The organism is Mycobacterium sp. (genome assembly GCF_049647605.1).
GTDB lineage: Bacteria > Actinomycetota > Actinomycetes > Mycobacteriales > Mycobacteriaceae > Mycobacterium.
In genome coordinates this window covers 1-23198 of the sequence record NZ_JBARXZ010000019.1, presented here as the reverse complement: position 1 = coordinate 23198, position 23198 = coordinate 1, and the positions used below count along the sequence as shown (strand labels likewise).

Below are 23198 nucleotides of genomic sequence, written 5' to 3'. Positions count from 1 at the left end.
TCAGCTGTCCTCGGTGCGGTGCGGCTCGATCACCGGCTTGATGTCTTCCTGCGCCCGCATGCGGCTGAGCGCTTCGGTGGCCTGGTCGAGGCGGTAGCGGTGTGGCACCAGCGCACCGAAGTCGTACTTGTCTCTGGTGTTCTTCATGAATTGCAGCGCCTTGCGGTACTCGGCGATGTGTCCCGACCAGGTGCCCATGATGGTCAGCTGCTGGCGGGTGATGAAGCCGGGCCGCACCGGTACCTCTTTGCCGGGACCGTCGATCTGGCCGGTGACCATGTACCGGCCACCCTCCTTGATCATTCCCAGGCCCTCGGTGAACGCTGTTCGTGCGCCGGAGAATTCGAAGACAACCTCGGCGCCCTGACCCCCGAGTAGCTCACGCACGGCGGCCACGCGGGCGTCGGGCTCCGGGTGGTCGAGCACCGACACCAGATCCGTCGCGCCGTACTGCTTGGCAATGTCCAACCGGGAGTCGGGGGCGCCGATGGTGATGATGCGCCCCACCCCGAGGTGGTCGGCCAGTGCGGTGGCGAACAGGCCCAGCGGCCCGGCTCCCTGGATGACCACGGTGTCCCACGGGTTCAACTTGCCGATCCGTTCGAAGGAGTGGACCACCGTCCGCAGGGCACAGCTGGCGGCCGACGCCCACGCCGTCTCCACCTCGTCGGGGACGCGGACCCGTCCGGAATTCGGGAACACGTAGGTGTATTCGCTGAACCCGCCCACCAGGTACGGCGGTTTGCTGCAATTGGTGAACATGTAGTACTGCCGGTTGGTGCACAGCGTCGGCTGGTTGTCGAAGCGGCAGTGCTCACACTGGCCGCACGATGCGTGGGTGAAGCAGATGCGGTCGCCGACCTGTAGCGGCGTACCGAAGGTGTCGCGGTCGGCGGCGTCACCGATCGCGACGATGCGGCCGACCATTTCGTGGCCCGGGATCACCGGGAGATCCAGGGCCTGGCTGCCGGCCAGGGAGCCGTCCCACAGGTGCAGGTCCGAGCCGCACACCGTGGCCGCTTCGATGCGCACCAGCAGTGCGCCGCGTTCCAGCTCCTGCGGAACCGGGATCTCCTGGATCTCCAGCGGCGCACCGTGTTCGGTGAGTACCGCGGCCCGGCTGGTGGCGGGGATGTCGAATGTTGTGGTCATGATGTCGTTTCCTTCTGATCAGCCGAGTTTGAACGGGTCGCGGGTTTCGCCGGTGAGTTCCACCCACACGGACTTGGTTTGCAGATAGGCGTTCAGGCCTTCGATACCGTTCTCCCGGCCGATACCGCTTTGACCGAACCCGCCGTACGGCACGTTGTTGGCCAGGACCCGATAGGAGTTGATCCAGATCGTGCCGGCGTTGAGGCGGTGCGCGAGGCGGTGCGCGCGCTGCACGTCCTTGGTCCACACCGCTGCTGCCAGACCGTAATTGGTGTCGTTGCCGATGGCGACCGCTTCTTCTTCGGTGTCGAAGGTCAGCACCGACAGCACCGGCCCGAAGATCTCCTCGCGGACCACCCGCATGGTGTTGTCGACTCCGGTGAGAATGGTGGGCTCGAAGAAGAATCCGTCGGACAGCGGTGCATCGGCGGGACGCTTGCCGCCGCAGGCCACCGTGGCGCCCTCCCCCTTGCCGATTTCGACGTAACCCTGCACCTTGTCGAGCTGTTCGGCGAACGCGATGGGCCCCATCTCGGTCTCCATCTCGAGCGGGTCGCCCATCTTGATCTCGGGTGCCCGATCGATCAGGCGCTGCACCACTTCGTCGTGCACCGACCGGTGCACCAGCAGCCGACTACCCGCGATGCAGGTCTGCCCCGTCGCGGCGAAGATACCCGCCATCACACCGTTGACCGCGGCGTCGAGGTCAGCGTCGTCGAAGATGATGTTCGGCGACTTGCCGCCGAGTTCCAGCGTGACCTCGGCGAGGTGGTCGGCCGCGCTTTTCATCACCGCGATCCCGGTGGCCGTCGATCCGGTGAAGGTGACCTTGTCCACACCGGGGTTCGCGGTCAGTGCCGCACCCGTCTCACCGGGACCGGTGACAACGTTGAACACACCGGGCGGGAATCCGGCCTCCTCGACCAGCTTCGCGAATTCGAGCGTGCTGCAAGGGGTCTGCTCAGCCGGCTTGGCGACGAAGGTGCATCCGGCTGCCAACGCGGGTGCGAGCTTGCTGGCCAGCAGGAACAACGGGCTGTTCCAGGGCAGGATCGCCGCGATGACGCCGATCGGTTCGCGCCGGGTGTAGGTGAAGAAGTTCGTCTGGGGCGCGGGAATGGTGTCGCCGAAGATCTTGTCCGCCGCCCCGGCGAAGAATTCGTAGGTGGCGGGCAGGCCGGCCATCTGCGCCTTGGTTTCGCGGATGACCTTGCCGTTGTCGGTGGTCTCGATACGTGCCAGTTCCTCAGCGTGCGGTTCGATGAGGTTGGCCAGTCGGCGGATGAGCACTCCGCGCTGTGCTGCCGACATCGATCCCCACGGACCCGACAATGCCTGACGGGCCGCCTGGACCGCGGTGGCGACGTCTTCTTTGCCGGCCAACGGAGCCGTGGCCCAGGCTTTTCCGGTGTACGGGTTCACTGTTTCGAACGTCGCACCGGAGGCGGCGTCGACCCATCGGCCGTCGATGTACATCTGGTGATGGCGCAGCGCTTCGGTGCGCCCCGGTGTGTCGGCCTCGAGTTGATCAGTCATCGTGCGTTTCCTTCCTTCCACTACATGGCAAGAGTTCGTCGGCGTCACGCCGGTTGTGCAGCTTTGGCGAGCGCCGCGGTGACCAGTCGGTCCACCGATGGCATGCGCTCGATCGACGACACTGCGTCCACCAGGGCCTGCAGTTCGTCTGCGGTGAGTTGCGCTTCGTCGGCCAGCCGCCCGGCATTGGCCACCACCCCGTCGAAGTCCCAGGACAACAACGCATCCGAGTCTTCGATCGCCCAGATTCGGGTGGATCCGTCAGACAGTACGACGGTCGCGTGGGCGGTCTTGGCCCGCCGGTTCGGCTCGGGCAGGAGGTCGATCTTGGCCACCACCTGCATGATGTCCGCGTCGGTGAAGTCGAGCAGCGTCGAGTAGCTGATATCACCGCGGACCAGGCCGGCGGCGAACGCGAACCGGGCGCTCATCAACGTGTTCACCGCACTGGCGAACGGCGGCTGGGCCGCCATCCCCGGATACGTCGCCTCCCGTTCGTTCATCCTCAACTGTACTGACGAAATATCCTGCGCACGAACACCTTCCCGGTGTATCCGGACCGCCAGCATGGCCGGCGTCTGGTTGAACGCGCAGACCGGGTACGGCTTGAACGTCACGCCTCGGATGTTCCAGGTGCTGCCGAGTTGTTCGACACCGGCCAGTGCATCGCTGCGGCCCGCGAAGCAATCCACGAAACCCGACGGCGACTCGATTGCGGTCCGGGAACCGGTGACTCCGGCACTGGCCAACTGCGCCGCCCGTAGACCGACGGCGGCCGCGTTCCCGGACTGGAAATGCCATTCGTCGGTGCCGGCGCCGAAGGACTCGGCGGTCCCCCCCGACATCGCGGCCGCGATCGCGATCGCGTGTGTCATGGTGGGCGCGTCGAAACCGCGGACCCGGCCCGCAGCGGCCGCGGCTGCCATGGGCCCGAAGACAGCCGTGGCCCGGAACGGCGGGGTGGTCAGTTCTGTCATGGTCGCCGACAGCGCAGTTCCCACCTCGTATCCCGCAACCACGGCGGCGAGAACAGCTGCGCCATCGGCGCTGTGGGCTTCAGCGCTGGCCAGTGCGGCCGGGATGACACAAACGCCAGGGTGGAACGTGCCGTGGGTGTCTTCCTGCGCGCGGGCATGCAGTTGCACGCCGTTGACAAACGCCGCGGCCTCCGCCGGATGCCAGTGCCCGGACACCAGCGACCGAGCGAAACCGCCCCGATCCGGTACGTCGATCCATCCGATGGAGGTCTGCTCGGCCCGCCGTCCGAACTCGGCCACCGAACCGGCTGCCCCGACCACCAAAGCATGCAGCAAACACGCCTTGGCTCGCTGGACGACCGCGTCCGGCAGTTCGTCCACGGTGATTTCGGCGGCGAAAGTGCCGAGCCGTTCGACAACCGTCTGTTCCGTCATGAATGTCTCCTCGCTCCGGGCGCTGCGCCTCAAAGTTGTCCGGATGACTTTTGACACTAAGAGTCCGCACTGCAGATGTCAATCACCCACGGGGTCGACACAGGCGGATCCGGCATGTTGAACCCTCGGATAGGCGCTTCAACCAGGCCTATCCGCATGGTTCCAGCCGCGCAGCCCCCCTGCCACCGCGGGGTTGACTCACCGCTGGCGAGCGACTACGGTCCAAGTTGTCCGTATGACTGACGTCACTCTCTGTGGCAGTTTCCGCCGCAGACGTCTCTCCGTACAAACTTCGTCACAATTCACACGTCGCGGCACCGCAGCCGGCAACGTTCCCCAAGGAGGCTTCGATGCCTAACCCACCCTCTCTGACCCCTCCGTCGCCGACCGATGAGTCCAGCGCCGAGACCGAGGCGCCACCGCCCAAGGTGTCCCGCCGAGTGGCGGCGGCAGCTGGTATCGGTCACTTCCTGGAGTGGTTCGACTTCGCTGTCTACGGATTCCTGGCGGCGACGCTGGGCCGCCTGTTCTTCCCCTCCGACAACCCCACCACGTCACTGCTGGCGTCGCTCGCGGTGTTCGGCGTCGCGTTCTTCTTCCGCCCGCTGGGCGGGCTGGTGATCGGCGCTTTCGGTGACCGTATCGGGCGGCGCGCCGCGCTGTCGCTGTCCATCGTCATGATGGGCATCTGCACCATCGGTATCGGAGTGCTGCCGACCTACGCCAGCATCGGCGTTGCCGCACCGATCATGTTGGTGCTGCTCCGATGTGCACAAGGGTTTTCCGCCGGCGGCGAATATGCCGGCGCCGCAGCATTTCTGGTGGAGTACGCGCCCGAGCGCAAGCGGGGGCTGTTCAGCAGTGTGGTATCTGCCGGAGCGTCGCTGGGCGTGATGTTCGGCGGAATCGTCACCTTGGTGTTGACGACCATGCTGTCCGCTGACCAGATGAGCAGCTGGGGCTGGCGAGTGCCGTTCCTGGTCGCCGGACCGTTGTCCGTCCTCGGCCTGTATGTCCGGTTGCGCCTGGAAGACACCCCGGTCTACCGCAGTCTGCAGCAGACACATGAAGTCGAACATGCACCCTTGAAGTCGGCCGCCAAACACAGTCGCTCAGGAATACTGCTGGTTTTCGCGTGCACGTCGGTGACCGGCCTGGCCTTCTACTACCTGGCGACCTATGTCAACACGTTCCTGACCACCCAGGTCGGCATGACCTCGGCCTCGGCCCTGATGCTCGCCGTCGCCGGCCTCACGATGTACTCGGTGATGTGCCCCTTCGCGGGAATGATCGGTGACCGGATCGGGCGCCGCCCCACGATGCTGATCGGCGCCGCAGGTGTGGCGCTGGTCGCGCTACCGACTTTCGCGTTGCTCGCCACCGGAAACTGGGCACTGGCGCTGGTTGGTCTGGCGTTACTGGCGTGGTTCGAAGCGATGTGCAACGTCATGCTCGGCGTCATCATGGTCGAACTCTTCCCCGCGCGTCTGCGCGTGACCGGCAGTTCGGTCGGGTTCAACATCGCCCAGGCCGTTGTCGGTGGGCCGGGCCCGTTCGTGGCGGCTTCCATCGCCGCGGCGTTCGCGTTTGTCATCGCCCCCGCCGTCTACCTGGTGTTCGTCGCCACGGTCGCTTTCCTGGTCCTGTGGAAGTGGTTGCCGGAGACGCGCGGGACCTCACTGTTCAGCAACCAATCCACCCCGGCAAAAACCGCCGCTGTCTCCGAAGGGGCCCAGCAATGAAACCGTTGCGTGACGATGTGATCAGCATCGACCCGCCAGGACTGAAAGGCATTGCCTGCCAACGATGCCGCCGGCGGTCATTCCCCTCCCGGCAAGTGTGCCCGTTCTGCGGCAACCAGGAGGTCGACGACGTGGTGCTGAGCGGGCGCGGCACCGTCGCCAGTTGGACAGTGGTGCATCAGGCTCCCCCGCCGTTGGCAACGCCGTACCGGCTGGTGACCGTCGACCTCGAGGACGGGGTGCGGCTGCTCGGCGTGGCGGAGGGAGCACCGACCATCGGCAGTCCGGTCGAGGTGGAACTGCACGCACTGCGAACTGACGAACAAGGAACCGAGTTGTCCTGGTACCGATTCCGGGAGGTGGAAACCGTATGAGCGACACCTTTGTCGCCGGTGCCGGCATGGTCAGGTTCGGCAAGTACCCCGCCGACGTCACGTTCGAGAAACTGGCTGCCGGCGCCGCGCGCGCCGCCATGACCGATGCCGGCGTCACTGTGGCGGACATCGAAGCCCTCTACGTCGGGCACGTGTTCGGCGGGCCCGTGGCCGGGCAGCGCGTCGCCGCCCAGGTGGGGCTGTCCGGTCTACCGGTGTCCAACCACGAGAACTACTGCGCCAGCGGAGCGACCGCGATCCGCGAAGCCTGGATCGCGATTGCCGCAGGCATGTACGACGTGATCCTGGTGATCGGTGCGGAGAAAATGACCGATCGGGTGTCCGGGGGTGTGATGCCTGACCCGACCGATCTCGACGCGATCAACGGAATGGTCATGGCCGCCAACCATGGCATGAGCGCGCGCCGCTACATGTTCGACCACGGCGCCACCCGCGAACAGATCGCGGCCGTCGCCGTCAAGAATCACGCCCATTCGGTACACAACCCGTACGCGCAGTACCAGCGTCCGATCAGCCTGCAAGAGGTTCTCGACGCGCGGGTCATCGCCGAACCTCTCGGTCTCCTCGACTGCAGCCCCATCAGCGACGGCGCCGCCGCCGTCGTACTCTGCAGTGCCAGAGGTCTCGCCAAGTTGGGCTACGGCTCGGCACCCAGGATCGCCGGGTGTGCCCTGGTCAGCGGCACCAGCATCACGCCGGAGACGAGCATCAACGAAGAGGATGTCTCACGGCGGGCCGCGGCCCAGGCATGGAACCTGACCGGGTACGGACCCGAAGATGTCGACCTGGTCGAGATGCACGACTGCTTCACGATCGCCGAGATCGTCCGTTTGGAAGGACTCGGTGTCGTGCCGAAGGGCGAAGGCGGCACATGGACCGCCAACGGCGACACGGCGATCGGCGGCAAGCTGCCCGTGAACACCAGTGGCGGGCTGCTGAGTCGAGGCCACCCGGTCGGAGCCACCGGCGTCGCGCAAGCGTGCGAACTGACCTGGCAACTCACCGGTCGAGCCCAGGCCCGTCAGGTCGACAACGCGCGCGTCGGCTTGGCGTACTGCAAGGGGGGCACGGTCAGCGGCACCGATGGTGGCTCGGTCACCGTGCTCCTGATGAATCGTTGAACACGAAGGTGAATCCATGAATCTCAATGCTGAAGAAGAAGCAATCGTCAAGACGGTTCGCGACTTCGTAGACAAACAAGTCAAACCGGTTGTGCGCGAACTCGAGCACGCCAACACCTACCCCGAAGAACTCATCGACATGATGAAAGAAATGGGGATCTTCGGCCTGGCCATCCCCGAGCCCTACGGATTCGGTGCGGTGTCCATGCCGTGCTACGTCCGCGTAGCAGAGGAACTGGCCCGCGGCTGGATGAGCCTGGCCGGCGCGATGGGCGGGCACAGCGTGGTGTCCAAGTTGATCCTGCTCTTCGGCAGCGAAGACCAGAAACAGAAGTACCTGCCGCAGATGGCCACCGGTGAGCTGCGCGCCACCATGGCGCTCACCGAACCCGGCGGCGGGTCGGATCTGCAAGCCATGCGCACGGTCGCGCGGCCTGACGAACACGGCTATCTGATCAACGGCAGCAAGACCTGGATCTCCAACGCGCGACGCTCCGATCTGGTTGCGCTGATGTGCAAGACAGATCCCGACGCGCAACCCGCCCACAAAGGTGTGTCGATCCTGTTGGTGGAAAAGGGGCCGGGGTTCACCATCTCCAAAGACCTCCCCAAGTTGGGCTACAAAGGCGTCGAAGCCTGCGAACTGAACTTCACCGACTGCCGGGTGCCCCGGACCGCACTGCTCGGCGACGTTGAAGGAGTGGGTTTCGCGCAGATGATGAAAGGCCTGGAAGTCGGACGGCTGCAAGTGGCTGCCCGCGCGACCGGCGTGGCGCGAGCGGCGTTCGACGACGCCCTGCAGTATGCCCAGGACCGGGAAAGCTCCGGCAAACCGATCTGGCAACACCAGTCGGTCGGCAACATGCTGGCCGACATGGGCACCAAGCTCCACGCTGCGCGCACGTTACTTCTCGATGCCGCAGCCAAATTCGACTCCGGGCAACGCTGCGACATGGAAGCCGGGATGGCGAAACTGTTCGCCTCCGAGATCGGTATGGAAATCGCGCTCAACGCGGTCCGAATCCACGGCGGCTACGGCTACTCCACCGAGTACGACGTCGAACGGTACTTCCGGGACGCCCCCTTGATGATCGTGGGAGAAGGGACCAACGAGATCCAGCGCAACGTCATCGCCAAACAGCTGGTCAAACGTGGCGGGATCGATATATGACGGGAAGCGCCACCACCGAGGCCGGCCTGGCCCAGTACCTCACCGACTGGTCGCCCTCCCCGACCACCACCAGCGACGTCATCTCTCGAGACCGGGTGCAGCAGCTGGCTGCCACGTTGGACATCCGCGAGCAGTTCGGCGACGGTGACTCGCTGCCGCCGCTGTGGCACTGGGTGTTCTTCCTCGACTGGCCCGCCACCGCCGAACTGGGACCCGACGGTCACCCCCGGAACGGTCACTTCTTGCCGCCGATTCCCCATCGGCGCCGAATGTTCGCCGGCGGCCGTCTCACCGTCGAGGAGCCGCTGAGGATCGGCGACACCGTCGACCGGGAGTCACACATCTCGTCGACGGCGATCAAACAGGGCCGCAGCGGTGAGATGCTGTTCGTGACGGTGCGCCACCTCTACCGGCACAACGGTGCGGTATGCCTGGTGGAAGAACAAGACCTGGTGTACCGCAGCGACACCGGCGCGGGCACGACGTTCAGCCGCGGCGACGAGCCGCTGTCACCTCCGACCGTCCCGTGGTGGACCGAGCCGGCGACGGACCCGGCGCTGCTGTTCCGGTTCAGCGCACTGACCGGAAACGCGCACCGGATCCATTTCGACGAGGCCTACACCACCGGCACCGAGGGCTACCCCGGGCTGGTTGTGCATGGGCCACTGTTGGCCATCTACTTGGCTGAATTGGTGCGGGCCCACTGTACTGTGGGCCAGTTTTCCTTCAAGCTGCAGCGGCCCGTCTTCGTCGGCGACAACATCAGGGTGCAGGGTCGGCTCGACGGCTCCGACGTCGAGTTGTCGGTGGTGTCTGGAGGCAACAACATTCACGTCACAGCGCACGCGGTGGTGATATGACTGCATACACAATTGACCAGATCATAAGTGCCCGCACGTTTCTCTTTGTGCCCGGCGACCGTCCCGACCGCTTCGCCAAGGCGGCGGCAGCCGGCCCGGACATCGTGATCATCGATCTCGAGGACGCCGTCGCGCCGTCCGCAAAGAATGCCGCCCGCGACCACACCCTGCGGTGGCTGGCCGACGGCAATCCGGCGATGGTACGAATCAACGGCACTGACACCGAGTGGCACCGCGACGATGTGGCTGCGCTGGCCGATTTCCCATCGGCGGCGGTGATGCTCCCGAAAACCGAACGGCTCGACCAGGTCACGAACCTGTCAGCGGCGATAGTGGTGGCGCTCGTGGAGACGGCCGCCGGTATCGCCGCGGCGGCAGCCGTGGGCTCGTTGCCGGGCGTGCACCGCCTGGCGTTCGGCAGCATCGACCTTGCCGCCCAGCTCGGTGTAGATCCTGCAGACCGCGAGGCGCTGCTCGTCGCCCGGTCAGCGGTTGTGCTCGCCTCTGCTCAAGCCGGTCTGCCACCGCCGATCGACGGTGTCACCACGGACGTGGCCAACCCAGAAAGTACTGTTGCTGACATGCGACACGCACGGTCGCTCGGGATGGCGGCCAAGTTGTGTATTCACCCCAACCAGGTGGCGGCCGTCCACCAGGCCCTGGCACCAACCCCAGACGAAATCACCTGGGCACAGGCCATTGTGGGAGCCACCGATTCGGCCAGCGGCGCCGTGAGTGTCGACGGGCAGATGGTGGATCTCCCTGTCCTGGCCCGGGCCAGGAACATACTCGCGACGACTACAATCAGGAGCTGACAATGGGCAGTGACCACCTCAGCGGCGACCTGCGTGGCAAGGTCGCCATAGTGACCGGAGCCGCCAGCGGCATTGGGCACGCGACTGCAAAGCTGTTCGCCGAGTACGGGATGTCAGTTATCGCAGAAGACATCAATCCCAAAGTAACAGAGGTCTTCTCGGACGTCGTGGGCGTGACCCCGTTCGTCGGCGACGTCGGTGAGGAGCAGACCGCGATTGACGCCGTACAGTTGGCCGTCAACAACTTCGGCGGCCTGGATGTTTTGGTGAACAACGCGGGCACGATTATCAACAAGACAGTTGTGGAGACCTCGCTCGCCGACTGGAACAGGATCCTTGCCACGAATGCAACCGGGGCGTTCCTGCATACCCGCGAAGCCATGAAGGTAATGATCCCGAAATCCGTTGGTTCTATTGTCAACATCGGCTCTTACGCCTGCTTTCAGGGCTTCAAGACAATCCCGGCGTATGCGGCTTCCAAAGGTGCGCTGGCCCAGCTGACGCGCACCGCCGCCTTGGAGGGAATCGATGACGGCATTCGAGTCAACGCCATAGGCGTAGGCGATGTGGTCACCAACATCCTGGGCGATCCCGACGCGCTCGTCGAACATGGCAAGGGCGCACCAATCGGCCGGGCTGCGGATCCCCGCGAAATTGCCCACGCCGTGGCATTCTTGGCGTCCGGTTTGGCAGCTTACGCCGTTGGCGCAGTGTGGATGTTCGATGGTGGAATGAGTGTGGCCGTTCCCAACTGACGGCAACAGTTCCCTGGGCCGTGCGACCGCCGATGTAGCGTCGGACACGAGGACCTCCGGTCTTGGTAGCGATGTCTGACGTCTCTACCAAGCCCGGAGGTCCTCCCTTGTCGCAGCCAAACCGTGAACCACTCCCCTTCCGGATAGACCGGGAGCGCACTCTCACAGCCGGCGACCGTATCGACGGCTCACCGCATGGAACCGCTGATGCTGCGCCCACCGCACACGGTGATGGTCTGCCCGGTCACGTACCCGGCGTCCGGCGCGGCGAGGTAGGCGACTGTGCGTGCCACGTCGTCGGGTCGGCCCACTCTCCCAACCGGAATGGACTGCTTGACCCGTTCGATGATGTTGTCCGGCAGTGATTTCGACATCGGCGTCTCGACAAAACCGGGTGCGATGCAGTTGACCGTAACGGCGTCGGCCGCGAGCTGTAGGGCGAGGCTGCGGCTGACCCCGGCGATCGCGCCCTTCGACGCCGCGTAGTTCGCGGAACCGAAGTTACCGAGCCAGGCTCTCGAGGTGAGTGAGATGATGCGGCCGGTGCCCGACCGGCGCAGGGCCGGCAGCGCCGCCGCCGTGGTGTTCAGCATGCCAACAAGGTTGACCTCCACAACCTGACGGAACTGTGTGGTGGTCATCTTTTCCAGGCGCGCATCCTTGAGCACGCCGGCACAGTTGACCACGACATCGAGGCCTTGGAATCGGTCAGCGGCGGCTTCGACCGCGCTTCTTGCCGACTGCGGATCGGCCAGATTTGCTTCGAAGACCGCGACATCGGCGCCGGCGTGGGCGGTAATGCGGTCCGCGACGGGTCGCAGCGCCTCGGCAGAGATGTCCGACAGCGCCAAGGCGTAGCCGAGCTGCGCCAGGTGCGTAGCGATGCCCTGCCCGATCCCGCCGGCGGCTCCGGTGAGCAGCACGCGCCGGGGACAAGAATCATGTTGAGCGGTTGGGGTGTTCATGGACGCAGCTTTCCGAGCCCCGCGCCTGCGTAGATCTCTTGACCGGTGATCGAACGTGCTTGCTCGTCGAGAACCGCCGTGATCAGCACCTGTACCGAAGGCTCATCCGGTGCCGTGTCGAACAGGATCGTGTTCGCGGTGGCCCCGTGGCGTTCGAGCTCGATGGCCAGGGACCGGACCAAACTGATCAGTCCACCGGTGACCGCTGCGTCAAGCGGCTTGTCGGCATCGCCGAGCGCGGCCAGAGCAGGGGCGAGAACGACGATCCGGCCGGCATGCTCGACGACCGAAGGCCAATGATGCTGTACTGCAGAGAAAGCAGAGGTGAGCGGATCGACGACTGCAGTATCGTGCACCACGGGGTTCAGCGTGTTGGGCTGGTCGCTGCCACGGTAGACCAGTATCAGCGTCGGCGACGGCGGATCCGGCGGCGACGCGGACGGAACGGCGGCTAGCTCGACGGTGTTCATGCTCGTTGGTCCTCAATTGCTGTGGTTGCCCCGGATGTCGCCGGGAGTGGTACGGGCATGCCGCTGGCGTCGAGCCCGAGTTCGTGCAGCGCGATGGTGCGCAGCTCGGCCTTCGGCACCTTGCCGCTGGCGACCCGGGGTAGCTCACTGCCGGCGCGGTAGAGCACATGCTGCGGCGCCTTGTATTTCGCCGCGGATTCCCGGATGTGGCGCCGGATGTCGTCCGGTGCGACGGCATCTTGGTCGGCGTCGACGAACACGACGATCGCCTCACCGCGCACGGGGTCGGGGATGCCGACAGCATGAACCTCCCGAACTCCGGGAATCTCGCCGGCCAACAGCTCCACCTCAACCGGGCTGACGTTGATACCACCGGGTTTCATGAGTTCCGAGAGCCTCGAGTGAAAGTGGAGATGGTTTCGCTCGTCAAGCCAGCCGAGGTCTCCGGTCTTGAAGTATCCGTCGGTGGTCACCACCTGCCTGGTCTGATCTGGGGCCTTGAAGTAGCCGCGCATCAGATGGCCCCGAATGAGGATCTGGCCGACGCTCCCGGCGGGAACCGGCAGATCGGTCTCCGGATCGGCGATCCGGATGTCCCAGCCGGGCAGAGCCGTGCCGATGGTGTCCTCACTGAGCTCGATCGCGTCGTGGGCGTCGGTGAGCGCGCACAGGCCATAGGACTCCGTCAAGCCGTAGATGCTGGTGCCCAGATCGAGACCGAGTTCGGTGCGCGCCAACTTCCGATCGGCTGCACTCAACCCCAGCACACCTTTGCGCAGGACGAGTTTCCGCTTTCGGTGGTCGGGGTGGCCCACCAGGCTGCGTGTCATGTTGCCCAGGCCGTAGTAGACGGTGCATCGTTGGCGTTCGAGGATCTCCAGGGCTCGACCGGGCTCGTAGGCTTCCATCAACACCACGCAGGCGCCGTGAGTCCACGTCGCCCCCAGCGCCTGAATCACGCCGAGTCCGTAGAACAGCGGCGTTGCCACAAACGAACGGTCTTCGGCATCGAGAGCTTGTCGTTCACCGATGTTGAAGGTGTTGACGATCATAGGATGATGCTCGAGCGCTACGCATTTCGGCCGGGCGGTGCTCCCGCTCGTGTAGATCAGGAACGCCAGGTCATCGGAACGGACCAGGGATTCGGCAGCAACCAGCTCGGCATCGGTGACCACGGCACCGCGATTCAGGAACTCCGTCAGGGACGTCGCGCCTGCCAAACGATGCTCGCCGAGTTCGATGACGTGACGCAGCAGCGGCAGCTGCGAGCCGTTTTCATCTGTTTCATCGGGGTCGACGCGGTCCACGGTTGCCCACGGAATCGCCTCCGACACCAACGGCGCATAATCGATATCGCGTAACCGGTCGTAGAACAGCAGCGCCTTGACATCGCCGTGACCCAGCGCGTACTGCAGTTCGTCCTGCTTATACCAGGTGTTGACCGGCACGGTGACTGCGCCGATGCGCGCGGCGCCAAGCGCCGAGTAGAGCCAGCTGGGTCGATTACCTGCCAGCACCGCGACCGAGTCGCCGCGCCGGATCCCGGCGGCCAGAAGGCCTTTGGCGTAGCGATCGACCTGTTGGTCTACTTCACCGAACGAGTAGTCGCGATCTTCGAACGAGATCGCCGGGCGTGCAGGGTGCCGGCGCGCCAACTCACGCAACAGCTCACCGAGGGTGCTCGACGTCGGGCGTGGAACGGTCATCGTGCCTCCTGTTGTGCTGCGGCCACCGCTGTCAGACATGTAGATACCCGGGGTACGGGCAGGCCGGGTATGTCGACGTCGAATGCCAGCACCCGGCCGCCCTTGGCGACCGTCACGACAAGAATCGACAGGTCCGGCCCGGCGAAGCAAACGCTGGTTGGCATGGATCCTGCGCCGATGTCGAGGCGCTGCACCTGCCGGCCCGACGCGTCGAAGTATGACACCGCGCCTGATCTGCTGCCGGCCACCCAAATCCCGCCGGCGGCGTCGACCGCCAATCCGTCAGGTGTGGAGACGGTCAGCTCCGGCGCTGCCGGGTCTCGGACGGCGCCGTCTGCCGTAACAGTGTAACGACGCACCCGATCGCGGGCCGTTTCACTGATGTAGACATCGGTGGCGTCTGTTCCGAAGGCGATTCCGTTGGGAAAGTACACGTCGTCGAGCATGATCGATGCGGTACCCGTGGTGGGCTCGAAACGCCAGACGCGGCCGGCGACGGCATCGCGGCCGAACCCGTGCCCTGTGGGGTCGGTGAACCACAACGCGCCATCAGAGGCCACTGCGCAGTCCGACGGGGCGTGGACCTCGGCGCGCAGCACGATTTTCGGGGCCTCTGACTCGCTGGGGTCCCACACCTGGATCGACGGCGGTACTCGGCGTCGGGACCGACTGGGCACCGCTGTGCCTCCGTTCTGGGTGATCCAGAGTCGTCCGTCCTCCCCTACTGTCATTCCGTTGGGACCGGAGCCGGGATCTGCTACCGCAGTCGGTTCCCGACCGTCGAGGAAGACCTCGAACACGGCGCCGCGACTCAGGCTGGTGACGAACAGCCGACCGTCCGGTGTCCAGACCGGCCCCTCCGTGAATCCGATTCCCGCCGCCAGGGGCCTGGCTTCATCGCTGGTGCGCACCGAAACAACACCGCCATCGCCGGGTCCTTGCGTGGCCTCTGCGGCAGCAGGATCTGAAGTGGCCGTCTGAGACCACTTTTCGAGGATCATCTGCGCGCGCCGCGGATCGTTGTCCGGAAGGCACGCGGACGCGGGCGTTCTGCTGTACTGCGGGGCCGGGGCCGGTTCCACCCGTTCGGCGGTGAGCAGCGTCCCGCGCGAGCACATGTGCAAATCCCGTTGCGTCTCTTCCAGGCTCAGAACCGGGCTCACGCAGGCGTCCAGGTCGGCGAAGACCTCCACCCACTCGGCGCGCGTGCGGGTGGCGAAGATGTCGGCGAAGGCGCGTTTCATGGCCGGCCACGACTGCTGGTCGTGCTGGGCTGGCATGGCTTCCGGGTCGCAGCCCAGCCCTTGTAACAGCCGCCGGTAGAACGGCGCTTCGATGCTGCCCACCGCCATGAATTCGTCGTCAGCCGTTCGGTACACGTTGTAGAAGGGCGAACCGCCGTCGATGCTGTTGGTACCGGGTTCTCCCGACCACTCACCGCTGGACACCCGATTCCAGACACCGGACATGAGCAGGGTGGCGCCGTCGATCATCGCGGCATCGACCACCTGTCCACGTCCACTACGGCTGCGCTCGTAGAGGGCAGAGAGAATCCCGGTGAGCACCAGCATTCCGCCGCCCCCGTAATCGCCGACCAGGTTCAGCGGCGGCATCGGCACCTCACCTTCGCGGGCAATGGATCGCAGCGTTCCGGTCAACGCCAGGTAATTGATGTCATGCCCCGCGGACGACGCCAGTGGGCCTGATCTACCCCATCCGGTGACCCGCGCGTAGATCAGGCCGGGATTGGCTGCTAGGCAGTCATCCGGCCCCAACCCGAGACGCTCCATGACACCTGGTCGGAAGCCTTCGATGAGGATATCGGCACCACCGATGGCAGCGAGCGCAGTCGCACGGTCACCCGAATTCTTCAGATCCAGCGTCAGTGAGGCTGCCCGGCTTCGACCGAGGATGCCGGCCTCCGATGTCGGCTGCCCAGGCCGATTGATACGGAGCACCTCGGCGCCGGAATCGGCCATCATCATCGCCGCGAACGGCGCCGGGCCCAGTGCGGCGATTTCGACTACCCGCAGACCCCGTAGTGGACCGTGACGTGTTGGATCGCTGTCAGTCATCGAACATCCTTCTCGGACATAGTGAATACCAAGTGAGTATTGCCGGATCGGTCAGTGATGAACTGGGCGTGGACGGGTGAGTCCACCCGCAGTTCCGACATCGGGGTGCCGACCACGTTGCCGTACAACCGGACGCCTTCGTCGAGGTCGATGACGGCGACCACATAGGGCGTGGACAGATGAAATCCGTCCAGATAACTCTTGTGGAAGGCAGCGAATGACCAAAGGCGACCGGCCCCGGTGCTGGGCACCCATCTCGGCGGTTCGGTGTCGCCGCATGAACCGCAGCGCACCCGCGGGGGAAACTCAGGTCGTGCGCACCCGGCGCACATGCTGACCAAGAGTTCACCGCGCTGCAAGCCCTCGGTGTGTACGTGCATCAAGTAACGGGGCCTGAGCATCACAGCGACCCGTACACTACAGAGGTCACTATCGGTGCGGCACAGAGGTATTGAGCGATCTCGGCGCCCGCTACCTGACGCGGGCCGCAGCTTCGGCGTAGCTGACGGACCGCCTCGACATTGAGCCCCCAGCCTTGCATGTAGCTTTCCGACAGATGTCCGCCGGAGGTATTCGTCGGCAGTGCACCACCGATGCCGATTCGACCGTTCTGGATCCACTCTGCAGCCTCACCCGGCCCGCAGAACCCCAGACCCTCCAGCGTGAACAGCACGTTGGGGCTGAAATTGTCGTAAGCCATCAGAACGTCCACGTCAGAACGTGTGCACCCGGCCATTTGGTAGGCGCGCTGCCCCACCTCGCCGATGGCGCCCCGCCAATAGTCGTCCGGCGGGAAGTCCGAGTTGCACAGCTGCCCCTGTTGCGCGAAGCCGACAACCGCGACCGGTGGTTGCGCGCAATCACGAGCTCGCTCCCGGCTCGTCAAGATCATCGCCACTCCCCCGTCGTTGATGAGGCAGTAGTCGTAGATGCGCAACGGCTCGACGATCTGACGGCCAGCCAGATAGTCGGCCATGGAGATCGGTTTGGTCGCGACGGCATCCGGGTTGAGCGCCGCGTGTGCCCGAAACGTTTGCGCGACGGCGGCAAGCTGCTCGGGGGTGGTTGCATGGCGTTGTCGATAGCGCTGGAACATCAGGGCATAGAAGGCTCCGGGCGAAGTGATGCCGTAGGGCAACGTCAGGCATGGATTGGTGCCGTATCCCTGCGCGGCGGCTGAGGCGGCCGGTCCCCCACCTCCATAAGTGTGGCCGCCGCTACGGCCGTTGTTGCCATAAACCAGCGCCACCGTGGAGGCCGACCCAGTGACGATGGCTGTGACGGCCAATTGAATGGCAACCCCGGTCATGCGCCCTTCTGCAGGCAATTGCGCCGTCCATCGTGGTTCCAGACCCATTCGGGTTGCCACGGTTTCGTAGCTGCTGACCCGCATGGTGATCAGCCCGTCGACGTCGGCAGCGTCCATCCCCGAATCGAGCAGCGCAGACTCGAGCGCGGCACAACCCAGATCATCAGCCGAGAACTCAGGCAGATTCCCGAAGGCAGTGGACCCAATGCCGACGACGGCGGTCGCGGCTCGAAGATGTTGTCGCACTCTCAACCCCTGCGTGGATCGGACGGTCTCGTGACCACCCGGGATAGGCTCGCCTAGGCGGGCCGGCGTGGTGTCGATCGCGGCAGCCCAGGAGCACCTGCGCTGACACCAGGTTCCTGCCGCGATTGTTTGATATTTGATACATCAGAGTAGTTCTTCATGATGGCGGCGTCAATCACTTCGGTAGCGCTGTTCCCCAAATCGAGTTGTCGGCGTTCCCCAACGTAGCGCGTCAATCAGGCTGATTACCAGCGGGTGTGGTGCGTAGATCTCCTGGACGTGCCCCCGGCCGCCAACGCTACCGGCCTCCGACCTCGCCAAGGTACTGCCCGATTTATGTCTTGATATTTGATCCCATCATGACCACACTGATGTGGCCGTGACCACATCGCCGGTGCGGCGCTTGAATATCCGTGGCTTCTGACACCACTCGTCGTAGTCGAGGCCACCCCGACGGAAGGCCACCTACGGTATGTCTGCCGAACCATCGACCACCAAAATGTCGCGCGTCGTCGCAGCGGGATTCACGGGGACGGCCCTGGAGTACTACGACTTCTTTCTGTATGGCACGGCCGCAGCTTTGGTGTTCGGCCCGCTGTTCTTCCCGTCCTACAGTCCGCTTGCCGGCACCCTTGCTTCCTTCGCCACCTTCGCCGTGGGATTTCTGGCCAGGCCACTCGGCAGCATCATCTTCGGCGGCATGGGAGACCGGATCGGACGACAAAAGACTCTGGTGGCCTCCCTGGCCTTGATGGGCGTGGCCACCGTAGCGATCGGCCTGCTGCCCACCTTCCACCAGATTGGTTGGGCGGCACCGGCTCTGCTCGTGCTGCTCCGGTTCGCGCAGGGTATCGCAATGGGCGGCGAGTGGGGTGGCGCAGCGCTGTTGCTGGTGGAACACGCACCGGCTCATCGACGTGGCTTCTATGGCAGCACCGTTCAGATGGGAGTTCCGGGCGGCTTACTGCTCTCTACTGCGGCGGTCACCATCAGCGATCGGATCTCGGGGACCGACTTCGAGACGTGGGGCTGGCGACTTCCCTTCCTCTTCAGCGCAGTGCTGTTCGTGGTGTCGCTGTTTGTGCGGCTCGGTGTCGAAGAGACCCCCGACTTCACCGCCATGCGCAACTCCGACAGCCGGCAAAAACAACCGGTCCGCTCGCTGTTGCGCCATCAATGGAAGGACGTGGCGCTGGCTGCGGCCGTGATCGCCCCCGGCGGAATACTCTTCTATCTGGTTTCGGCCTACACAGTTTCCTACAGCACCTCGATACTGGAAATGAGCCGTACCAGCATGCTCAATGCACTACTGTGCGGCTCACTGGTCTATTTGGCAACCCTGCCCATCGCCGGCTATCTCAGTGATCGATTCTCCCGCGCCGCAGTACTTCTCGTTGGTTGCGTGTCCGCAGGATTCGGCGGCTTTGCGATGTTCGCCTTGCTCGACACGCGGTCGGGATGGGGCGCATTCGTGGCCATTGCGATGATGCTCGGGCTGGCTCACGCCGCCCTTCAAGCGCCGCAACCCGCATTCCTGGCAGAGCGGTTCCGTGTGGACGTCCGCCTCAGCGGCGTCGCCTTGAGTCAGTCGCTGTCTGTCAGCGTCATCGGCGGAACTGCGCCGTTTGCGGCCACCCTGTTCTTCGACTGGACCGGGGCGACATGGCCTATCTGCTCGTGGCTGGCGCTGTGGTGCATCGCCGGCGCGTCTGCGACCGTCCTGCTGAGCCGTCGCCCTTCGCAGTTCACCGACGGACCGGCGTACCAATCCACTCGCGAAGGCGCGGTATCCGCCAATACCGAGACGATCCGTCCCTGACCGCTACGGCCATGACCTACGTCAGTAGCCCTCGTCAGCGAGCACCCCGTCGGCTTTGAGCTTGGCGATCACGTATTCGCCTTCGGCTTGCACATGCCGGCGGGAGGCCTCGTCGGCGGCATCACCGTCGCCCGCGCGCAGTGCGTCCAGGATCCGCTGATGGCCGCGAACGGCTTCGGGACTTGCCGCCGGCGGCGCCTCGTACACCTCGCGGGGAAGATTTCGAGCCATCTGCCGCAACACCGACAACAGCCGTCGACTGCCACCGGTCTGGTTGATCAGCGAATGGAACTCCCAGTTCAAGGTGTGCGCGACGTCAGAATCGTCGGTGGTCTGCATCTGATGGTGCAGCTCGTCGAGCCGAGCCAGTGTCGGAGCGGTGACGCGCGCGGCTGCCCGCCTGGTGGCGAGGCCTTGGACCATGCCGTAGATCCGGTAGTGGTCATCGATGTCCTCGCGGTGGATCGGCACCACGAAGGCGCCGCGATGGGGTTCGGACTCGATCAACCCCTCGCTCTCCAGCGCAATGAGAGCCTCACGCACCGGGAGCCGACTCACTCCCAGTTCATCGGCAATATCGTTCTGCGGTACGCGTTGGCCACGGGCCAGGGTGCCGCTGAAGATGAGCGTTCGAATGCGGTCGATGACCTCTCCGCTCATGTTGCGCCGTGGCAGGCGAGCGCTGACGAGGCCAGGCATGGCTCCCGGCCGCGCGGGCACTCCTCGGTGAGGCGACGCGCCATCTGCCGATCGTGGCATCGGTTCACCCTCCTTATGGATTTGATCAATAAGTCGCATGGTAGTCGCTTCGCGTGCTCGCGTGGTGCAGACGACGTGTTGTCTACCGATGGCCCCGCCCGTCTGGCTGATGTCGAAAAAGCGTTGCAGTACAACATCTTGCAACCGGAGTTTCGGCTCTGCCTCTCGACGAGGGCCACAAGTCGGTGTAGTCTGCATCACATCGAATGTATCAAATATCAACAGGAGAACTCATGACTCGAACGGCTGTCGCGCCGTACTCCCCTGCGGTGCAACGTCGGCTGGACGCCGAGCCCCACCTGTTCATAGACGGCCGTCGCGTCGAACCCTCGAGTGGACAGACGATTGCGATCTGCGACCCGGCCACGGGCGCCCGCATCGCCACCGCGGCCTGCGCCGGCATCGACGACATCGCGGCGGCGGTCGACGCCGCAACCCGTGCATTCCATGTGGGGTCACCGTGGCGACGGATGAGCCCCCTGGATCGTGGGCGGATCCTGCACCGCATCGGAGACGCGATCTACCGCCATGCTGATGAGTTCGCCGAGCTCGAGGTTCTAGATGCGGGCAAGGTCCGCAGCGCGGCACGGGCCATCGATGTCGACTTCGCGGCGCGGGCGTTTCACTACTATGCCGGCTGGCCTACGAAGATCGTGGGTTCCACAGTTCCGGTCTCGCACGACAACATCCACATTCGCACCGAACGTGAGCCGGTCGGTGTCGTTGCCGCGATCACCGCGTGGAACTTCCCGCTGCTTCTGTGCGGATGGAAACTGGCGCCGGCTCTGGCGGCAGGGTGCACCGTGGTGCTCAAACCGTCTGAAGAGACGCCGTTGTCAGCCCTCTGGCTCGCCGAACTCGCTGTCGAGGCGGGGCTGCCGCCCGGAGTCCTGAACGTCGTGCCGGGCACCGGCGAAGTCGCCGGCCAGGCTTTGGTGAACCATCCCGACACCGCCAAGATCACCTTCACCGGGTCGACCAGGGTCGGCAAACAGATTGCCGCACAGGCCGCCGAGCAGGTCAAGCGCGTGACGCTGGAATTGGGCGGCAAGAGTGCAAACATCATTTTTGCCGACGCCGACCTCGACCAGGCCATTGCCGGCTCTGCCGGGGGGATCTTCTGGCACTCCGGCCAAACCTGCAGCGCGCCGTCACGGCTGTTCGTCCAACGCGACATCCACGATCGGGTGGTCGAACGTCTCCAACTCCTGGCCGCCGATCTGACGATCGGCCACGGCCTGGACCCCGCAGTGGATTTCGGTCCGCTGGTGACCGCCGGCCAGCTGGCCCGCGTTGAAGGCTATGTCGATCGCGCCGAAGCCGCCGGCGCCGCAGTCCACCGGGCCGCGGCCGTGCCCAACGAGCTCACCGGACATTTCTACCCACCCACGATCATCTATCACGCCAGCGACGACATGGAGTGCGTCCGCGAGGAAATCTTCGGACCGGTTGTCACGGTGCTGCCCTTCGACAACCTCGACGAGGTGGTCGAACGCGCCAACAACGGTGATTACGGTCTGGCCGCCGGTGTCTGGACCACCAACGTCAACACCGCACAGAAGGCCACCAGCCGATTGCGGGCCGGAACTGTCTATGTCAATGGCTGGGGCCTCACCGACCCGGCCGCACCCTTCGGCGGCTTCAAGCAATCGGGCTACGGGCGGGACTTGGGCCCAGACAGCCTGGACGGCTTCCTAGAGACCAAATCGATCTGGACGTTCGTCAGCTGAACGACCAACTGCCCCAACTCATTCAATCGAAAGGACACCGATGAAAACCCGCGCCGCAGTTCTGAAAGCACCTCACGCTCCGTTCGAGATCATGGAGCTCGACATCGACGATCCCGGACCGGGCGAGGTGATGCTCAAGGTCACGGCCGCTGGCCTGTGCCACTCCGATTTGCACATGCTCGAAGGCGATCTCGATGTGCGTTATCCGATGGTCGGCGGGCATGAAGCTGCAGGCGTCGTCGAGAAGGTCGGTCCCGGCGTGACCAAGGTCGGCGTCGGCGACCATGTTGTGTGCAGCTTTATTCCAAGCTGCGGGGTGTGCCGCTACTGCTCCACCGGTCGGCAGAATCTCTGCGACGCCGGCATGACCATCCTCGAGGGGTGCATGCCCGACGGTACCTTTCGGCTGCACCGAGACGGCACGGACTACAGCGCGTTCTGCATGCTCGGTGCCTTCTCCGAGTACGCGACCGTCTCGCAGCTCTCGGTGGTGAAGGTCGATAACTGGCTGCCGCTGCAGAGTGCCGTGCTCGTCGGCTGCGGTGTACCCACCGGCTGGGGCACCGCCGTCAACGCGGGCAACGTTCGTCCAGGTGACACCACAGTCATCTACGGGATCGGCGGCCTCGGGATCAACGCGGTTCAAGGCGCGGTCGCAGCCGGGGCCAAGTACATCGTGTGCGTGGACCCAGTGGCCTTCAAGCGGGAAACGGCAACCAAGTTCGGCGCCACGCACACCTTTGCCACTGCAGAGGAAGCGCAGGCAAAGGTCAACGAACTCACCTGGGGCCAAGGCGCCGATCAGGCGCTGGTTCTCATCGGCCGTATGGACGAAGAGACCATCTCGGCAGCGTTCAGCATCATCGGCAAGGGCTCGACAGTGGTGGTCACCGGGGTGTCAAATGCCGCAAACCTGACGGTTCACGTCTCCGGTCAAGAGATGGTGTTCATGGAGAAGACGATCAAGGGAACCCTGTTCGGCTCCTCCAACCCGCAGTACGACATCGTGAAGATGCTCCGTATGTACGACTCCGGGACACTCAAACTCGACGAGTTGATCACCACCCGCTACCGCCTCGAAGACATCAACCAGGGATATCGGGACCTTGAAGCCGGCAAGAACATTCGCGGCATCATCGACTTCGAGCTCTGACCAGGGT

Annotated in this window: 20 protein-coding genes and 1 pseudogene; 10 read left to right on the top strand and 11 right to left on the bottom strand. The window is 64.7% G+C overall.

Annotated features, from left to right (window positions below):
• The 3 genes from WBB07_RS02620 to WBB07_RS02610 are packed head-to-tail and all read right to left on the bottom strand — an operon-like array spanning position 1 to position 4100.
• Positions 1-1152: a zinc-binding dehydrogenase gene (locus tag WBB07_RS02620; protein WP_526304486.1), complete on the bottom strand. Its 1152-nt coding sequence runs from the start codon at positions 1150-1152 to the stop codon at positions 1-3.
• Positions 1153-1170: 18 nt separating this feature from the next.
• A complete protein-coding gene (locus WBB07_RS02615; RefSeq protein ID WP_526304484.1) occupies positions 1171-2688 on the bottom strand; it encodes an aldehyde dehydrogenase in 1518 nt (505 codons plus the stop codon).
• 44 nt (positions 2689-2732) lie between these two features.
• The gene (locus tag WBB07_RS02610) at positions 2733-4100 is read right to left on the bottom strand and encodes an MmgE/PrpD family protein (RefSeq protein WP_526304482.1); all 1368 of its coding nucleotides are present in this window, start codon (positions 4098-4100) and stop codon (positions 2733-2735) included.
• Between the two features lie 350 nt (positions 4101-4450).
• Between WBB07_RS02610 and WBB07_RS02605 the strand changes: the two genes are divergently transcribed.
• The 7 genes from WBB07_RS02605 to WBB07_RS02575 are packed head-to-tail and all read left to right on the top strand — an operon-like array spanning position 4451 to position 10959.
• Positions 4451-5842 (top strand): MFS transporter, encoded by a 1392-nt coding sequence (locus WBB07_RS02605; RefSeq protein WP_526304480.1) that lies wholly within the window; start codon positions 4451-4453, stop codon positions 5840-5842.
• On the top strand, positions 5839-6216 hold the full coding sequence (locus tag WBB07_RS02600) for a Zn-ribbon domain-containing OB-fold protein (protein WP_526304478.1): 378 nt from the start codon (positions 5839-5841) through the stop codon (positions 6214-6216). The genes WBB07_RS02605 and WBB07_RS02600 overlap by 4 nt, the downstream gene beginning before the upstream one ends.
• Positions 6213-7358, top strand: coding sequence for a thiolase family protein (locus WBB07_RS02595; RefSeq protein ID WP_526304477.1), 1146 nt, complete (start codon positions 6213-6215; stop codon positions 7356-7358). Before WBB07_RS02600 ends, WBB07_RS02595 begins: the two co-directional genes overlap by 4 nt.
• Positions 7359-7374: 16 nt before the next feature.
• Positions 7375-8529, top strand: a complete 1155-nt coding sequence (locus WBB07_RS02590) for an acyl-CoA dehydrogenase family protein (RefSeq protein WP_526304475.1) — start codon at positions 7375-7377, stop codon at positions 8527-8529.
• On the top strand, positions 8526-9389 hold the full coding sequence (locus tag WBB07_RS02585; RefSeq protein ID WP_526304473.1) for an HTD2 family dehydratase: 864 nt from the start codon (positions 8526-8528) through the stop codon (positions 9387-9389). The genes WBB07_RS02590 and WBB07_RS02585 overlap by 4 nt, the downstream gene beginning before the upstream one ends.
• Complete coding sequence (locus tag WBB07_RS02580; protein WP_526304471.1) at positions 9386-10204, top strand: HpcH/HpaI aldolase/citrate lyase family protein; 819 nt, start codon at positions 9386-9388, stop codon at positions 10202-10204. Before WBB07_RS02585 ends, WBB07_RS02580 begins: the two co-directional genes overlap by 4 nt.
• Before the next feature lie 2 nt (positions 10205-10206).
• A complete protein-coding gene (locus WBB07_RS02575; protein WP_526304469.1) occupies positions 10207-10959 on the top strand; it encodes an SDR family NAD(P)-dependent oxidoreductase in 753 nt (250 codons plus the stop codon).
• A 188-nt stretch (positions 10960-11147) separates the two neighbouring features.
• Here WBB07_RS02575 and WBB07_RS02570 read toward each other — a convergent pair whose 3' ends face one another.
• The 7 genes and pseudogenes from WBB07_RS02570 to WBB07_RS02540 all read right to left on the bottom strand — a co-directional run bounded on the left by WBB07_RS02570 (position 11148) and on the right by WBB07_RS02540 (position 17730).
• A complete protein-coding gene (locus WBB07_RS02570; RefSeq protein WP_526304467.1) occupies positions 11148-11924 on the bottom strand; it encodes an SDR family NAD(P)-dependent oxidoreductase in 777 nt (258 codons plus the stop codon).
• Positions 11921-12394 carry a hypothetical protein gene (locus tag WBB07_RS02565; RefSeq protein ID WP_526304465.1) on the bottom strand — a complete coding sequence of 158 codons (474 nt, stop codon included), beginning with the start codon at positions 12392-12394 and terminating at the stop codon, positions 11921-11923. Before WBB07_RS02565 ends, WBB07_RS02570 begins: the two co-directional genes overlap by 4 nt.
• Positions 12391-14100 carry a class I adenylate-forming enzyme family protein gene (locus tag WBB07_RS02560; protein ID WP_526304463.1) on the bottom strand — a complete coding sequence of 570 codons (1710 nt, stop codon included), beginning with the start codon at positions 14098-14100 and terminating at the stop codon, positions 12391-12393. Before WBB07_RS02560 ends, WBB07_RS02565 begins: the two co-directional genes overlap by 4 nt.
• Complete coding sequence (locus WBB07_RS02555) at positions 14097-16175, bottom strand: CoA transferase (RefSeq protein ID WP_526304461.1); 2079 nt, start codon at positions 16173-16175, stop codon at positions 14097-14099. Before WBB07_RS02555 ends, WBB07_RS02560 begins: the two co-directional genes overlap by 4 nt.
• A complete protein-coding gene (locus WBB07_RS02550) occupies positions 16172-16426 on the bottom strand; it encodes a Zn-ribbon domain-containing OB-fold protein (RefSeq protein ID WP_526304555.1) in 255 nt (84 codons plus the stop codon). The genes WBB07_RS02555 and WBB07_RS02550 overlap by 4 nt, the downstream gene beginning before the upstream one ends.
• Before the next feature lie 24 nt (positions 16427-16450).
• Positions 16451-16555: pseudogene (locus WBB07_RS02545) on the bottom strand (zinc ribbon domain-containing protein); the annotation flags it as partial.
• A gap of 20 nt (positions 16556-16575) precedes the next feature.
• The gene (locus WBB07_RS02540; RefSeq protein WP_526304459.1) at positions 16576-17730 is read right to left on the bottom strand and encodes a thiolase family protein; all 1155 of its coding nucleotides are present in this window, start codon (positions 17728-17730) and stop codon (positions 16576-16578) included.
• 472 nt (positions 17731-18202) lie between these two features.
• Between WBB07_RS02540 and WBB07_RS02535 the strand changes: the two genes are divergently transcribed.
• Positions 18203-19549: an MFS transporter gene (locus tag WBB07_RS02535; RefSeq protein WP_526304457.1), complete on the top strand. Its 1347-nt coding sequence runs from the start codon at positions 18203-18205 to the stop codon at positions 19547-19549.
• 21 nt (positions 19550-19570) lie between these two features.
• Here the strand turns inward: WBB07_RS02535 and WBB07_RS02530 are convergent, their stop codons facing one another.
• A complete protein-coding gene (locus WBB07_RS02530) occupies positions 19571-20209 on the bottom strand; it encodes a GntR family transcriptional regulator (protein WP_526304455.1) in 639 nt (212 codons plus the stop codon).
• 332 nt (positions 20210-20541) lie between these two features.
• Here WBB07_RS02530 and WBB07_RS02525 point away from each other — a divergent pair, with 332 nt between their 5' ends.
• Complete coding sequence (locus WBB07_RS02525) at positions 20542-22038, top strand: aldehyde dehydrogenase family protein (RefSeq protein ID WP_526304453.1); 1497 nt, start codon at positions 20542-20544, stop codon at positions 22036-22038.
• A 40-nt stretch (positions 22039-22078) separates the two neighbouring features.
• On the top strand, positions 22079-23191 hold the full coding sequence (locus WBB07_RS02520) for an NDMA-dependent alcohol dehydrogenase (protein ID WP_526304451.1): 1113 nt from the start codon (positions 22079-22081) through the stop codon (positions 23189-23191).
• The last annotated feature ends 7 nt before the right edge of the window (positions 23192-23198 follow it).